The following is a 14,413-nucleotide window of genomic DNA, read 5'->3' as shown; positions in this document are numbered from 1 at the left end:
TCGCGCCCGGCCCTGGCCGTGCGGGTGGGCCGTGGTGGGATGAGGTCGTGAGCAGCGAGGACGGGACCGTTCGGGATACGGCAGGGAGCGTGTCCTTGCGGGACGTGAACGGCGAGGGCGTCGGCGACCCCGCGCGCACGGTCCAGGACGCGCTCCCGGGGATCGACGTGCCCGGCGCCAGGGCGCCTCGGCGCACGACGCCCGTGGGGGCGCTGGAGATCGCCACCGAGCTCCCGGTCGCCCAGCTGGTGCTCGACCTCGCGCCCGCGCACCTCGATCGCCCGTACGACTACCTCGTGCCCGCGGCGATGTCCGACGCCGCGCAGCCGGGTGTGCGCGTCAAGGTGCGGTTCGCCGGGCGTGACGTCGACGGCTACGTCATGGCACGCCTCGACCGCTCCGAGCACGACGGGCGGCTCCAGCCGCTGCGCCGGGTGGTCTCGCCGGAGCCGGTGCTGACGCCGCAGGCGCTGCAGCTCGCGCGGTCCGTCGCCGACCTGTACGCGGGCACGTTGCCGGACGTGCTGCGTCTCGCGGTCCCGCCCCGCCACGCGCGCGCCGAGCAGGGGTTGGACGCGGCGACGGCCCAGGCGCCTGCCGGCAGCGACGTCGCGGAGGGCGCTCCCGCGCAGGGCGCGACGACGACGGCGACGAGAGCCACGACGGTGACGACGACCACGACGCCCGGCCCGACGCCCGGCGCGGCGTCGCCGCCCGCTGGTCGCGGGACGCCCGCGGTGTGGGGCGCCTACCGCGCGGGGCCCGCGTTCCTCGCCCACCTCGCGCGCGGCGGGGCGCCGCGCGCCGTCTGGACCGCCCTGCCGGGCCTCGCCCCCGCGCCGGACCGCACCGGCACCGACGGCGGACCGGCCCCTGAGGCAGGGTCCGCAGGCAAGGGCCGGCGCCGCACCCCGGACGCGGCCCTGCCCGTGACGCACTGGGCCGCGGCGGTCGCTGAGGCGGTGCGCGTGGTGCGGGGCGTCGGACGCGGCGCGCTCGTCGTCGTGCCGGACGCCCGCGACGTCGACCAGGTGTGCGCCGCGCTCGAGGCCGCCGGGCTGGAGGCGTGGGACGCGGCGAGCGGTGGGGACGTCGTGCGGCTGACGGCCGACGAGGGTCCCGCCCCGCGCTACCGGGGCTTCCTCGCGGTCCGCCGTGGGCTCGCGCGCGTCGTCGTCGGCACGCGAGCGGCGGCGTTCGCCCCCGTGGCGGACCTGGGGCTCGTCGTGTGCTGGAACGACGGCGAGGACACGCTCGCCGAGCCGCGCGCCCCGTACCCGCACGCACGGGAGGTGCTCGCGCTGCGCAGCGAGCAGGAGGGCGCGGCGTACCTGCTCGGCGGTCACGGGCGCACCGTCGCGGGGCACGCCCTGCTCGCGCGCAGCTGGGCGCACGAGCTCGCCGCCTCCCGTGATGTCGTGCGCTCCCGGGCGCCGCGTGTGCGCGCCCTGACGTCGGTCGAGCTCGCCGCCGAGGGCCCGGGTGCGGCGGCCCGCATCCCCACCGCGGCGTGGCGCGCCGCCCGGTCCGCGCTCGAGCACGGACCGGTTTTGGTGCAGGTGCCGCGGTCGGGGTACCTGCCGGTCGTCGCGTGCGCGCGCTGCCGCACGCCCGCGCGCTGCACGGCCTGCCACGGCCCGCTCGCCCTGCCCGGGCCGGGCGCTGCCCCGCAGTGCGCGTGGTGCGGGGCGCTCGCGGGCGGTTGGTCGTGCCCCGAGTGCCACTGGACGGGTCTGCGCTCGGTCCGCGTGGGGTCGCAGCGCACGGCGGAGGAGCTGGGCCGCGCGTTCCCCGGCGTGCCGGTGCGGATGTCCGGTGCGGGGGCGGCGGGCGGGGTGCTGGCCGCGGTGGGCGGCGAACCGGCCCTCGTCGTCGCGACGCCCGGTGCGGAGCCGGTCGCCGACGGGGGGTACACGGCTGCCCTGCTGCTGGACGCCGCGGTGAGCACGGCGCACGTCGGGCTCGACGTCGCGCAGGACGCGCTCGCGCGCTGGCTCGCCGCGGCGTCGCTCGTGCGCCCGGCGGGCGACGGCGGTCAGGTGCTCCTCGTCGGCGACGCCGCGCCCGCCCCGACCAACGCGCTCGTCCGGTGGGACCCGGCGGGCCTTGCCGACCGCGAGCTCGACGAGCGCGCCGAGCTCGCGCTGCCCCCGGCCGTGCGCATCGCCGCCGTGAGCGGCGACCGGGCCGCGGTGGCGGCCGTCCTCGACCGTGTCGACCTCGCCGGTCCCGAGACGGTGCTCGGCCCGGTCGAGGTCGCCCCCTCACGGCGCGACGACGCACCGGACCTCGCGGGAGGCGCGGGGCGCCCCGTCCGGGCCGTCGTGCGCGTCCCGCACCGGGACGGGAGAGACCTGGCCGGCCAGCTCGCCGCGTCGCTCGCGGTGCGCTCGGCCCGTCGCGAGAGCGGTTCCGTCCGTGTGCAGCTCGACCCGAAGGAGATCCTGTGACCGACCGCTACCGCGAGACGGACGCCGCTGCGCCCGACGTCGACGCCGTGCTGTACGACTTCGGCAACGTCCTGGTCGGCTGGGACCCGTACCGCGCGTACGACGGGCACGACGCCGAGGTCGTCGAGACGTTCTTCACGGACGTCGACTTCCCCGCCCTCAACCATGGACGGGACGCGGGGGCGACGTGGGCCGAGGCCCGCGCGGAGGTGGCCCGCAGCCACCCGCACCACGTCGACCTGCTCGACCGGTACCTCACCCACTTCACGGCCACGCTCTCCGGACCGGTGGAGGGATCGGCCGAGCTCGTCGACGAGCTGCGCGCCCTGGGTCTGCGCCTGTACGGCCTGACGAACTGGTCCGCCGAGCTCTTCCACCATGCCGCGACCGCCGCCCCCGCGACCACGCGCCTGGACGACGTCCTCGTGTCCGGAAGGGAAGGTCTCGCGAAGCCGGACCCGGCGATCTTCGAGCGCGCGATCGAGCGCTTCGGCCTCGACCCGCGACGCACCCTGTTCACCGACGACGGCCCGGCGAACGTCGATGCCGCGGCCGCGCTCGGTCTGCGCACCCACCTGTTCCGGGGCACGGCCGGACTCCGTCGCGTCCTCCGCGGGCTCGGTGTCGACGTCGCTCCACCCGGCCCGGCCTGATCGTTCCCGCCGGTCGTACCGCTTGATCGCACTCCCGGCCCTCCCGGTCCCTCCGCGGCCGGGCCCGGCCCTTCCCGCTCCCGCCGCGCCCGACCCGGCCGCTCCCCGTCTGCCGCCGCCGTCGTCCCGGGGCCCGGCACCTAGACTCGGGCCCATGCGCCTGCTGTTCGCCGGAACCCCGGACACCGCGGTTCCCTCTCTCGACGCCCTGCTCGACTCGCGCCACGAGGTGGTCGCCGTGCTCACGCGCGCCGACGCGCCGGCGGGACGTGGGCGGCGCCTGACGCCGAGCCCCGTGCGGGTCCGGGGGCAGGAGGCGGGCGTCCCGGTCCTCACCGGGCGCCCGCGCGGCGAGGAGTTCCTCGCCCGGTTGCGCGACCTGGAGATCGACGCGGCACCCGTCGTCGCGTACGGCGAGATCCTGCGCCCCGAGGTCCTCGCCGTGCCGCGGCACGGGTGGGTGAACCTGCACTTCTCCGTGCTGCCGGCCTGGCGCGGTGCGGCCCCCGTGCAGCGCGCGATCATCGCCGGCGACGAGGTGACGGGCGCGACGACGTTCGTCCTCGAGGAAGGCCTCGACACCGGGCCCGTCCTCGGGACCACGACCGAGACGATCCGTCCCCGCGACACCGCCGGCGACCTCCTCGGCCGTCTCGCCGTCTCGGGCGCCGGCCTGCTCGTCGCGACGCTCGACGCGCTCGAGGACGGCACGCTGCGTCCTGAGCCCCAGCCCGCCGACGGCGTGTCCCACGCCGCGAAGCTCACGACCTCCGACGCGCGCGTGCGCTGGGACGTGCCGGCGCTCGCGGTCGACCGCCTCGTGCGTGGCTGCACGCCCGCCCCGGGCGCGTGGACGACCGTCCCGGACGCGTCGGGAGGTCCGACGCGCCTCGGCCTCGGCGCGGTGACGCCGCGCCCCGACGTCACAGACCTCGCACCCGGTGCGGTGCGGGCGGGCAAGCGCGAGGTGCTCGTCGGCACGGCCACGCACGCCGTCCAGCTCGGCGACGTCGCACCGGGGGGCAAGAAGCACATGCCCGCCGCCGACTGGGCGCGCGGCGCACGGCTTCCGGAGGGCCTCGTGCTCGGCGCGGCGGAGGTGGCGGCATGAGCGGGGCACGCGGGTCCGACGACCGTCGCGGCGACGAGGGGTCGAACGCGCGTTCGAGCGGCGGCGCCGGGCGAGGCTCCGCCGGGCCCAGCAGATCGAACGCGCGTTCGAACCGGTCCCCCCGGGGTGGGGCCGCGTCGAACACCCGTTCGACGCCGTCCTCGAGCGCCGACCGGGGCGAACGCGGTGGCGCCGGTGCCGACGACGCCCGCCGCGACGCCCGCGGACGCCAGCGCGGCGCCGCCCGCTCCCGCGGCGAGGCGAGCCGCTCGTCCGTCGCCCCCTCGCAGCGCCGCAAGGGCACCGACCCCGCGCGCACCGCCGCGTTCGACGTCCTGCGGGAGGTCGACGGCTCCGACGCCTACGCCAACCTCGTGCTGCCCCCGCTGCTGCGCCAGCGCGAGATCCGCGGTCGCGACGCCGGGTTCGCCACCGAGCTCGCCTACGGCACCCTGCGCCTGCGCGGGCGCTACGACGCGATCCTCGCGCGGTGCCTCGACCGGCCGCTCGACCGCCTCGACCCGCCCGTCCTCGACATCCTGCGCCTCGGCGCCCACCAGCTCCTCGGGATGCGGGTCCCGCAGCACGCCGCCGTGTCCGAGACGGTCGGGCTCGCCCGCGCGTGCACAGGCGCAGGCAGCGCCCAGCTCGTCAACGCCGTCCTGCGCCGCGTCGCGCGCACCTCCCTCGACGACTGGCTCGCCCAGATCGCCGCCGACGCCCCGGACGAGCTCACGGCGCTCGCGGCCAGCGGCTCCCACCCCCTGTGGGTCGCGCGGGCGCTGCGCGACGCGCTCGCCGGCGTGGGCCGCGACCCGGAAGAGCTCGCCGACCTCCTCGCCGCCGACAACGACGCGCCCCGCGTCACGCTCGTCGCCCGCCCCGGCCTCGCCGACCCCGACGAGCTCGCCGACGCCCGCACCGCCCCCGGCCGGTGGGCCCCGACGGCACTGGTCCTCGAGGGCGGCGACCCCGCAGCCTACGGCGCCGTGCGCGACGGACGCGCCGGCGTGCAGGACGAGGGCAGCCAGCTCGTCGCCCTCGCCCTCGCCGCCGCGCCGCTCGCCGGCCCGGACGGCATCACGGACGACGCGCCCGCCGGCCCGGACGCCCGCTGGCTCGACCTGTGCGCCGGACCGGGCGGCAAGGCCGCGCTGCTCGGCGCCCTCGCCGCCGAGCGCGGGGCACGCCTCGTCGCCAACGAGGTCCAGCCGCACCGCGCCCGCCTCGTCGAGAAGGCGCTCGCGGCCGTGCCGGCCGAGGCCGTGGAGGCCGTGCGGACCGGGGACGGGCGCGACGTCGGGCAGGACGAGCCCGCCGCCTACGACCGCGTGCTGCTCGACGCGCCCTGCACCGGCCTCGGCGCGCTGCGCCGGCGACCCGAGTCGCGCTGGCGGCGCACGCCCGGCGACCTCGCCGTCCTCACCGGGCTCCAGCGCGCGCTGCTCGCGTCCGCGCTCGACGCCGTACGGCCCGGGGGAGTGGTCGCCTACGTGACGTGCTCGCCGCACCTCGCCGAGACGCAGGTGGTCGTCGCCGACGTGGTGCGTCGGCGCGACGACGTCGAGCTCCTCGACGCCCCGGCCGTCGTGCGGGGCGTGGTCCGCCCCGACGCGCGGCAGGCGATCGAGCTGGGGGACCGGCAGGACGTCCAGCTGTGGCCGCACGTCCACGGCACGGACGCGATGCACCTGACGCTCCTGCGGCGCCTTCCGGCCCGCTGAGCCGCTCGAGCACGCTCGGCCGTGCTCAGTAACGGCGTTTTCCACCCGCAGTCCGCGATGTCGGGATATCCCGCTCTGGCGCATGTCGGGATATCCCGCTATCGTCGGTGTCGGGATAGTCCGACATGCCGTGCGCGTGCGGACGGCGAGAGGACCGCACATGACCGCACGACCCACCACCGCCCGCAGCGCCCGCGACCTCGGCGCCTTCGTCCGCCGCGCCCGCCGCGCCCGCGGACTCACCCAGGCACAGCTCGCCGACGAGCTCGGCATCAGCCGCCAGTACCTCTCCGAGTTCGAGAACGGCGTCGAGAACCTCTACGTCACCCGCCTCTTCGAGGTCCTCGACGAGCTCGGCGCCACCATGCAGCTCCAGGACCACCCGTGACCCGACCCGACGCCCTCGAGCTCTGGCTCTACGACACCCCCACCGGGCACCTCACCCGCCGCCGCGACGGCCGCGTCGACCTCACCTGGACCGACGACGCGCTCGCCCGCTGGGGCCACGGGGCCCGCACCCTCTCCCACCTCCTGCCCATGGACCCCGACGCACCACCCCACCCCGCCCGCGCCACCGCCTGGCTCGACGGGCTCATGCCCGAAGGACGCACCCGCGACCAGATGGCGATGGAAGCCGGCGTCGACCCCGAGGACCACCTCTCCTTCTTCACCGCCTACGGCGGCGACACCATCGGCGCCGTCGAGCTCCGCCCACCCGACGCACCCCGCCGTGCACCCCGAGCACCCGAACGACTCGACGACGCCGACGTCGCACGCCTCCTCCGCGAGAGCGTCGCCCGCGCCGGCGGCATCGGCCGCAGCGAGCACCTCACCAGCTCCCTGCCCGGCATGGAACCCAAGATCACCCTCCTCCACGACGACCACGGCTGGGCCAGTCCCCACGGCGCCACCCCCACCACCCACATCCTCAAGGTCGCCCGCCCTGCCGACTCACCCACCGCCGACCTCGTCAACACCGAGGCCGCCGCCCTCGACCTCGCCCGCCGCACCGGCCTCACCACCGTCGACGCCCACGTCACCGAGCTCGACGGCGAACGCTGCCTCGTCGTCACCCGCTACGACCGCGTCCCCGACCCCACCGGCACCCGACGCCTCCACCAGGAGGACACCGCCCAGGCCCTCGGCATCAACACCCGCGACCCCGAACGCAAGTTCCAGCACGGCCGCACCCTGCCCTCCCTCGCCCGCATCTCCCGCGTCCTGCGCGACGACGGCACCCGCCCCGACCCCCTCCTCGCCCTCACCACCTTCAACCTCGCCCTCGGCAACACCGACGCCCACGCCAAGAACATCTCTCTCCTGCGCCACGACGACGGCACCGTCCGACTCGCCCCCGCCTACGACGTCTCCATGCACCTGCACCACCACCACGCCTCACGCACCTTCGCCATGGACGTCGCCGGCACCCGCGACATGGACGCCCTCACCAGCGCCCACCTCGTCGCCGAGGGCATCTCCTGGGGACTGCCGCCCCGCCGCGCCCGACGCGCCGTCACCCAGACCCTCGACGACCTCACCGCGGCGCTCGCGGACGTCGACCGCGACCTCCATCCCGGCGTCGGGCGGCAGGCGTGGCGGACCGTGGAGCAGCGGACGGCCACCCTGCGCCGCGAGGCGGCAGAGCTCTAGACGAGGGTGGTGCTCACCGTCTCGTGGTCCGCAGGCGCCTCCAGGGCGCGCTGCAGGAGGATCGTGTCGACCCAGCGGCCGTGCTTGAACCCGACGGCGGTCAGCCTGCCCACCTCGACGAAGCCCAGGCGCCGGTGCAGCGGGAACGACGCGGCTGCCTCCGGGACGTCCGCGACGACGGAGACGACCTGGCAGGCGCCGGCGCGCGCCGCGGCGTCGAGCAGGGCGCCGAGGAGCGCTGTCCCGACGCCCTGTCCGGCGTACCGGGGGTCGAGGTAGATCGTGTCCTCGACCGTGTGCCGGTACGCCGCCTTCGGCCTCCACGGTCCCGCGTACGCGAAGCCGGCGACGTCGCCGCCGACCTCCGCCACGAGGAACGGCAGGCCCGCGGCCGCGAGGTCGCACCGCTTGGCGTCCCAGCGCGCGACGTCCCAGGGCTGCTCCTCGAACGTCACCTGCGTGTCCCGGACGAACGGGGCGAAGATCTCCGCGACGCGGGGCAGATCGGCGACGACGAGAGGACGGACGGCGGCACGCGGCAGGGCGGGGGAGGAGTCCACGGGGGGAGCCTAGGGCGCGGCCGGTCGTGGGCGGCACCCCTAGGCTGGTGCCCATGGCAGCCCTCATCGCCCCGAGCATCCTGTCCGCCGACTTCGCGAACCTCGAGCGGGACCTCCGCGCGATCGAGACGGCGGACTACGCCCACGTCGACGTCATGGACAACCACTTCGTGCCGAACCTCACGCTGGGCCTGCCGGTGTTCGAGCGCCTGGCGCAGGTGTCACCCGTGCCGATCGACGCGCACCTCATGATCGACGACCCGGACCGCTGGGCGCCCGCGTACGCCGAGGCCGGTGCCGCGTCCGTGACGTTCCACGCCGAGGCGGCGACGGCGCCCGTGCGGCTCGCGCGCGAGCTGCGTCGCCTGGGTGCCCGGGCGGGCGTCGCGCTGCGCCCCGCGACGCCGGTGGAGCCGTTCCTCGACCTGCTGTCCGAGGTCGACATGATCCTCGTCATGACCGTCGAGCCGGGCTTCGGCGGGCAGTCGTTCATCGACGGCACGCTGCCCAAGATCCGGCGCGCTCGGCAGGCCGTGAGCGAGGCGGGCCTGGACGTGTGGATCCAGGTCGACGGGGGAGTGTCCCGCGACACGATCGAGCGGGCGGCCGACGCCGGTGCGAACGTCTTCGTGGCGGGTTCCGCCGTCTACGGGGCCGAGAGCATCCCGGGGGAGATCCAGACCCTGCGGGGCCTGGCCGAGTCCGCGCACGCCCACTGACGCGCCCGGGGAGGGCTCGGCCGGAGAGCGCCGCACGACTGCCGGTCATCCTCGTTCGATAAAATAGTGTGCCAAGCGCACATCACACCCCATCGCCAGACACACCGGCCCACCACAGAGCACAGACCGGCGGCGGGCAGAGCTCACGCGTCGGCACTGGACCGTCGAGCCCGTGCCTCAGGGGCCCGCGTCGGCCTCCGCGTTCACGTTCGTCCGGTCACCGGACCGTGGGGGAGGCGGTGCGGCGGTGTGGCATCCTGGACGGCAGCAGTACGCACGAACGTGCTCCGGGGTCGGTGCAATTCCGAGCCGGCGGTGACAGTCCGCGACCCGCGCCCTACGCGCGGTTGACCTGGTGGAACTCCAGGACCGACGGTGAAAGTCCGGATGGGAGGAAGCACGTGCGGCGCGGTCGACCCCTCGCGGGTGCCGGCCACGTGGGTGCCGGGCGGTGGTCCGGGCTCTCGTGACCGACCACCCCCGTGAGCCGACCCGCCGTGGTGAGCGACGTCGTCGGCCCTTGACGGGGACCGCCGATCCCGCCCGCCCTCGCCCCGGAGTACCCGTGCCCGGCAAGGACGAGGTCGAGGACCGATGGGGTCGCAGCACCTGACCATCGACGGCGCGATGTCGCGCGCGCTCGAGCTCGCGAGGCGGGGACCGGCGTACGGCCCCAACCCGCGCGTCGGCTGCGTCCTGCTCGCTCCGCCCTCGGGCGCGGACCGCGGGCCCGACGACGCGGCCCCCGACGCCGACGACGCCCGGGCGCGGCTCGTGCTCGCCGAGGGGTACCACCGGGGCGCCGGCACGCCGCACGCGGAGGCCGCAGCGCTGGCGGACGCCCGGGAGCGCGGGATCGACGTCCGTGGTGCGACGGCGGTCGTGACCCTCGAGCCGTGCGCCCACACCGGACGTACCCCGCCCTGCGCGGACGCGCTTCTCGCCGCCGGCGTGGCCGAGGTGGTGCACGCCGTCGACGACCCGAACCCGGCCGCGGCGGGCGGTGCCGCGCGCCTGCGCGCCGCCGGTGTCCGCGTCGTGCGGGGCGTACGGGCGGCCGAGGGGACGGCCCTGCTGCACGTGTGGCTCACCGCGGCCGCACGAGGCACCCCGTACGTCACGCTGAAGACCGCGACGTCGCTCGACGGGTTCGTCGCGGCACAGGACGGCACGAGCCGGTGGATCACCGGCCCGGAGGCGCGCGCGCACGCCCACCGCGTCCGGGCGACGGTCGACGCGATCGCTGTCGGGTCCGGCACCGTCCGGGCCGACGACCCGGCGCTCACCGCGCGCGCGATAGGCCCTGACGGCATCGAGCGGCTTGCCGACCACCAGCCGCTGCGCGTCGTCGTCGCGCGCTCCGAGGTCCCGCAGCGGGCACGGCTGCGCGGCGAGGGCGGGGCCCTCGTGCACGTGCGCACGCACGACGTGGTCGAGGTCCTCGCGGAGCTCACCGCGCGCGACGTGCGGCACGTGCTCGTCGAGGGCGGACCGACGCTCGCGACGGCGTTCCTCGCGGCGGACGCCGTCGACGAGCTGCACGCCTACGTCGCCCCGGTGCTCCTGGGGTCGGGGAGGCGCGTCGTGGGCGACCTGGGCGTGACGACGATCGGGGCCGCGCGGCGGTTCCGCACGGTAGAGGTACGGCGCGTCGGCGACGACGCGCTGACGGTGTCGAGACGGATCGGCTGAGAGGCAGGAGAGATCGCATGTTCACGGGGATCGTCGAGGAGATCGGCTCGGTGCGCGAGATCGCGTTCCCGGGCGGTGCGGGCACGGACGCGGTGCTGACGGTCGAGGGGCGGCTCGCGACGTCGGACGCGGCGCTGGGCGACTCGATCGCCGTCGACGGCGTGTGTCTCACCGTCTCGGCGCTCGGGGGAGACGGGACGTTCGGCGCCGACGTCATGCCGGAGTCGTTGCGCCGCACGACGCTCGGTGACCTGCGTCCGGGATCGCGCGTCAACCTCGAGCGGGCGGTGCGCGTGGACGCCCGGCTGGGCGGTCACGTGGTGCAGGGGCACGTCGACGGCGTCGCGACGCTCGCGAGGCGCGACCCGGGCGACCGCTGGGACGACCTGGTCTTCTCCGCGCCGGCGGAGCTGCTGCGCTACGTGGCGGAGAAGGGCTCGATCGCGGTGAGCGGCGTCTCGCTCACCGTCACCCGCGTCGACGGCACGACGTTCGGCGTGTCCCTCATTCCCACGACGCTCGAGGCGACGGTCCTCGGGGCGCTGGTCCCCGGGGACCGCGTGAACCTCGAGGTCGACGTCCTCGCGAAGTACGTGGAGCGGCTGCTCGCCACGGGAGCGTCGTCGTGAGCGGCGACGTCGTGAAGGGCGACCTCGAGGCCGCGAGCGCCGCGGCGGCGTCCGCGGTCGGTGTGCGCCTGGGCACGGTCGAGGAGGCGCTGGAGGCGATCCGGGCGGGGCGTCCGGTGCTGGTGGCGGACTCACCGGACCGGGAGAACGAGGCGGACGTGGTGTTCGCGGCACGGGACGTGTCGGCGGAGTGGGTGGCGTGGACGATCCGGCACTCGTCGGGGTACCTGTGCGCGCCGATGCCGGCGGCGCGGGCGGACGCGCTGGAGCTGCCGTTGATGGTGCCGCGGAGCGAGGACCCGCGGCGGACGGCGTACACGGTGACGGTGGACGCGGCGTCGGGCGTGACGACGGGCATCTCGGCGCAGGACCGGGCCCGGACGTTGCGGGTGCTGGCGGATCCGGGGTCGGGTGCGGGCGACCTGATCCGGCCGGGTCACGTGCTGCCGTTGCGGGCCGTGCCGGGCGGGGTGCTGCACCGTGCGGGGCACACGGAGGCTGCGGTGGACCTGGTGCGGCTGGCGGGCGCGGGCGAGGTGGGGGGCATCGCGGAGCTGGTGCACGACGACGGGTCGATGATGCGTCTGGAGGACGCGGCGGCGCTGGCGGAGCGGGACGGTCTGGTGCTGCTGACGATCGCGGACCTCGTGGCGTGGCGGCGGGTGCACGATCCGGCGCCGGCGGCGCCGGAAGAGGTCGACCGCGGGCTCTCGGTGCGACGGGTGCACCGGACGGCGGAGGCGGCACTGCCGACGGAGCACGGCATGTTCCGGGTGCGGGGGTACCGGGACCTGCGGACGGGGGCGGAGCACGTGGCGCTGGTCCCGGCGGGGCAGGTGACGGGGGAGCCGGTCGTGACGCGACCGTCTGCGAGCGCCGGTGGCGAGGCACCGGCGCCGGTGGTGCGGGTGCACTCGGAGTGCCTGACGGGGGACGCGTTCGGGTCGTCGCGGTGCGACTGTGGTCCGCAGCTGCGGGTGGCGATGGGGCGGGTCGCGGCGGAGGGTGGTGCGGTGGTGTACCTGCGGGGGCACGAGGGTCGGGGGATCGGGCTGCTGGCGAAGCTGGGGGCGTACGAGCTGCAGGACGCGGGTCTGGACACGGTGCAGGCGAACCTGGAGCTCGGGTGGCCGGCGGACCGTCGGGAGTACGGGGCGGCGGCGGCGATCCTGGCGGACCTGGGGCTGTCGCGGGTGACGTTGTTGACGAACAACCCGGCGAAGGTGACGGGTCTGGTCGCGCACGGGATCGAGGTGGCGGCGACGGAGCGGATCGAGGTGGGTCACGGGGAGCACAACCGGGCGTACCTGGTGACGAAGAAGGTGGCGATGGGTCACCTGCTGGAGACGATCGAGGCCCCGGGTGGTCCCGGGGTCGTGGTGCTGGACGAGTCGGGCGAGACGGAGGAGGAGCGATGAGTGGTGCGGGTGCGCCGTCGATCGAGGTGGACGGGTCGGGGCTGCGGGTGACGGTGGTCGCGGCGAGCTGGCACACGGAGGTGATGGACGGCCTGGTGGCGGGTGCGCGGCGTGCGCTGGCGGCAGCGCACGTGTCGCACGTGTCGGTGGTGCGGGTGCCGGGGTCGTTCGAGCTGCCGGTGGCGGCGGCGCGGGCGGTGGAGCATGGCGCGGACGCGGTGGTGGCGCTGGGTGTGGTCATCCGTGGGGGGACGCCGCACTTCGAGTACGTGTGCCAGGCCGCGACCCTGGGGTTGACGGACGTGAGCGTGCGGACGGGGGTGCCGGTGGGGTTCGGCGTCCTGACGTGCGACGACGAGCAGCAGGCGCTGGACCGTGCGGGTCTGCCGGGATCGCGCGAGGACAAGGGTGCGGAGGCGGCGCAGGCGGCGGTGGCGACGGTCGTGGCTCTGCGGTCGTTCTGACGTGGAGCGGCGTGACGTGGGTGCACCGGTGCGGTGTCGTCGTGCCCGGTGGGCGGACCCGGGTCGGGTGGGCCGGGGGTGGCGGATACCCTGGGTCGTGTGAAGACGTTCGAGTCCCTGTTCGCCGAGCTCTCGGAGAAGGCCACGACGCGACCAGCCGGTTCCGGCACGGTCGCGGAGCTGGACGCCGGGGTGCATGCGATCGGGAAGAAGGTCGTCGAGGAGGCGGCCGAGGTGTGGATGGCCGCCGAGTACGAGGGCGACGTGAAGACGGCGGAGGAGATCTCCCAGCTGCTGTACCACCTGCAGGTGCTCATGCTCGCGAAGGGCCTGAGCCTGCAGGACGTGTACGACCATCTGTGAGCGGTGCGCATGGTCGGTGTGATCTGCCGCCGTCCGCGAGCGCCGCTCGTCCGTTCGTCCTCCCGTGCTCCTGTGCCCACCGTCTCCTGTGAACGAAGGTCCCACCATGCTGCGTATCGCCGTCCCCAACAAGGGGTCCTTGTCCGAGCCTGCCGTCGAGATGCTGCGCGAGGCGGGGTACCGCCAGCGTCGTGACTCGCGCGAGCTGGTGCTCGCGGACCCGGACAACGACGTCGAGTTCTTCTTCCTGCGTCCGCGGGACATCGCGGTGTACGTGGGGTCGGGGACGGTCGACGTCGGGATCACGGGTCGGGACCTGCTCCTGGACTCGGGGGCGGACGCGGTGGAGCACATGCAGCTCGGGTTCGGTGGTTCGACGTTCCGGTATGCGGCTCCCGCGGGGACGGTCGCGTCGTTGGAGCAGGTGCAGGGTCTGCGGGTCGCGACGTCGTACGAGGTCCTGGTGGAGGGGCACCTGCGCTCGCACGGTGTGGACGCGACGGTGGTGCACCTGGACGGTGCCGTGGAGTCTGCGGTGCAGCTCGGGGTGGCGGACGTCGTCGCGGACGTGGTGTCGACGGGCACGACGCTGCGCGGTGCGGGGCTCGAGGTGTTCGGTGACCCGATCCTCGAGTCGGAGGCGGTGCTGATCCGTCCTCGTGCGGTCGCGGAGGCGGACGTGCCGGCGGGCGTGGAGGTGCTGGGCCGTCGTCTGCAGGGCGTGCTCACGGCCCGGCAGTACGTCCTCATGGACTACGACGTCCCGGTGTCGCTCGTGGAGCAGGCCGTGGCGATCACGCCGGGTCTGGAGTCGCCGACGGTGTCGCCGCTGCACGACCGGGAGTGGGCGGCGGTGCGCGCGATGGTGCGACGTGACCGGACGAACCAGGTGATGGACGCGCTGTACGACGTGGGCGCGCGCGCGATCCTCGTGACGAGGATCCACGCGTCCCGCCTCTGACCCGGTGCCAGTGCGGCCT

Annotated in this window: 14 protein-coding genes and 1 riboswitch; of the genes, 13 read left to right on the top strand and 1 reads right to left on the bottom strand. The window is 75.8% G+C overall.

Annotation, left to right across the window (positions count from 1 at the left end; translation table 11 throughout):
• Positions 1–104: 104 nt before the first annotated feature.
• The 6 genes from AC4H2G_RS15345 to AC4H2G_RS15320 all read left to right on the top strand — a co-directional run bounded on the left by AC4H2G_RS15345 (position 105) and on the right by AC4H2G_RS15320 (position 7,588).
• Positions 105–2,450, top strand: coding sequence for a primosomal protein N' (locus AC4H2G_RS15345; RefSeq protein ID WP_494366768.1), 2,346 nt, complete (start codon positions 105–107; stop codon positions 2,448–2,450).
• A complete protein-coding gene (locus tag AC4H2G_RS15340) occupies positions 2,447–3,103 on the top strand; it encodes an HAD family hydrolase (protein WP_494366599.1) in 657 nt (218 codons plus the stop codon). The genes AC4H2G_RS15345 and AC4H2G_RS15340 overlap by 4 nt, the downstream gene beginning before the upstream one ends.
• A gap of 154 nt (positions 3,104–3,257) precedes the next feature.
• The gene (fmt, locus tag AC4H2G_RS15335; RefSeq protein WP_494366598.1) at positions 3,258–4,214 is read left to right on the top strand and encodes a methionyl-tRNA formyltransferase; all 957 of its coding nucleotides are present in this window, start codon (positions 3,258–3,260) and stop codon (positions 4,212–4,214) included.
• Positions 4,211–5,938, top strand: a complete 1,728-nt coding sequence (locus AC4H2G_RS15330) for an RsmB/NOP family class I SAM-dependent RNA methyltransferase (protein ID WP_494366597.1) — start codon at positions 4,211–4,213, stop codon at positions 5,936–5,938. The genes fmt and AC4H2G_RS15330 overlap by 4 nt, the downstream gene beginning before the upstream one ends.
• A gap of 160 nt (positions 5,939–6,098) precedes the next feature.
• On the top strand, positions 6,099–6,326 hold the full coding sequence (locus tag AC4H2G_RS15325; RefSeq protein ID WP_494366596.1) for a helix-turn-helix transcriptional regulator: 228 nt from the start codon (positions 6,099–6,101) through the stop codon (positions 6,324–6,326).
• Positions 6,323–7,588 (top strand): type II toxin-antitoxin system HipA family toxin, encoded by a 1,266-nt coding sequence (locus AC4H2G_RS15320; RefSeq protein ID WP_494366595.1) that lies wholly within the window; start codon positions 6,323–6,325, stop codon positions 7,586–7,588. Before AC4H2G_RS15325 ends, AC4H2G_RS15320 begins: the two co-directional genes overlap by 4 nt.
• Here AC4H2G_RS15320 and AC4H2G_RS15315 read toward each other — a convergent pair.
• Entirely contained in the window at positions 7,585–8,148 is a 564-nt protein-coding gene (locus tag AC4H2G_RS15315; RefSeq protein ID WP_494366594.1) for a GNAT family N-acetyltransferase, read from the bottom strand. The genes AC4H2G_RS15320 and AC4H2G_RS15315 overlap by 4 nt on opposite strands.
• 53 nt (positions 8,149–8,201) lie before the next feature.
• On the opposite strand from AC4H2G_RS15315, the gene rpe reads away from it, so the two are divergent.
• The 7 genes from rpe to hisG all read left to right on the top strand — a co-directional run bounded on the left by rpe (position 8,202) and on the right by hisG (position 14,394).
• On the top strand, positions 8,202–8,867 hold the full coding sequence (rpe, locus tag AC4H2G_RS15310; protein WP_494366593.1) for a ribulose-phosphate 3-epimerase: 666 nt from the start codon (positions 8,202–8,204) through the stop codon (positions 8,865–8,867).
• Between the two features lie 278 nt (positions 8,868–9,145).
• A riboswitch (FMN riboswitch) is annotated at positions 9,146–9,272 on the top strand.
• Between the two features lie 189 nt (positions 9,273–9,461).
• Complete coding sequence (ribD, locus tag AC4H2G_RS15305) at positions 9,462–10,559, top strand: bifunctional diaminohydroxyphosphoribosylaminopyrimidine deaminase/5-amino-6-(5-phosphoribosylamino)uracil reductase RibD (RefSeq protein WP_494366592.1); 1,098 nt, start codon at positions 9,462–9,464, stop codon at positions 10,557–10,559.
• Positions 10,560–10,576: 17 nt separating this feature from the next.
• Positions 10,577–11,188 (top strand): riboflavin synthase, encoded by a 612-nt coding sequence (locus AC4H2G_RS15300; protein ID WP_494366591.1) that lies wholly within the window; start codon positions 10,577–10,579, stop codon positions 11,186–11,188.
• A 62-nt stretch (positions 11,189–11,250) separates the two neighbouring features.
• The gene (gene ribB / locus AC4H2G_RS15295; protein ID WP_494366767.1) at positions 11,251–12,606 is read left to right on the top strand and encodes a 3,4-dihydroxy-2-butanone-4-phosphate synthase; all 1,356 of its coding nucleotides are present in this window, start codon (positions 11,251–11,253) and stop codon (positions 12,604–12,606) included.
• Positions 12,603–13,070, top strand: a complete 468-nt coding sequence (gene ribH / locus AC4H2G_RS15290) for a 6,7-dimethyl-8-ribityllumazine synthase (protein ID WP_494366590.1) — start codon at positions 12,603–12,605, stop codon at positions 13,068–13,070. The genes ribB and ribH overlap by 4 nt, the downstream gene beginning before the upstream one ends.
• Before the next feature lie 99 nt (positions 13,071–13,169).
• Positions 13,170–13,433 carry a phosphoribosyl-ATP diphosphatase gene (locus AC4H2G_RS15285; RefSeq protein ID WP_494366589.1) on the top strand — a complete coding sequence of 88 codons (264 nt, stop codon included), beginning with the start codon at positions 13,170–13,172 and terminating at the stop codon, positions 13,431–13,433.
• A gap of 106 nt (positions 13,434–13,539) precedes the next feature.
• Positions 13,540–14,394, top strand: a complete 855-nt coding sequence (gene hisG, locus AC4H2G_RS15280) for an ATP phosphoribosyltransferase (protein ID WP_494366588.1) — start codon at positions 13,540–13,542, stop codon at positions 14,392–14,394.
• The last annotated feature ends 19 nt before the right edge of the window (positions 14,395–14,413 follow it).

This window comes from Cellulosimicrobium sp. BMG9.23 (assembly GCF_059159985.1).
Note: the sequence above shows the minus strand (reverse complement) of the source record. Positions and strands in the feature narration are given on the sequence as shown.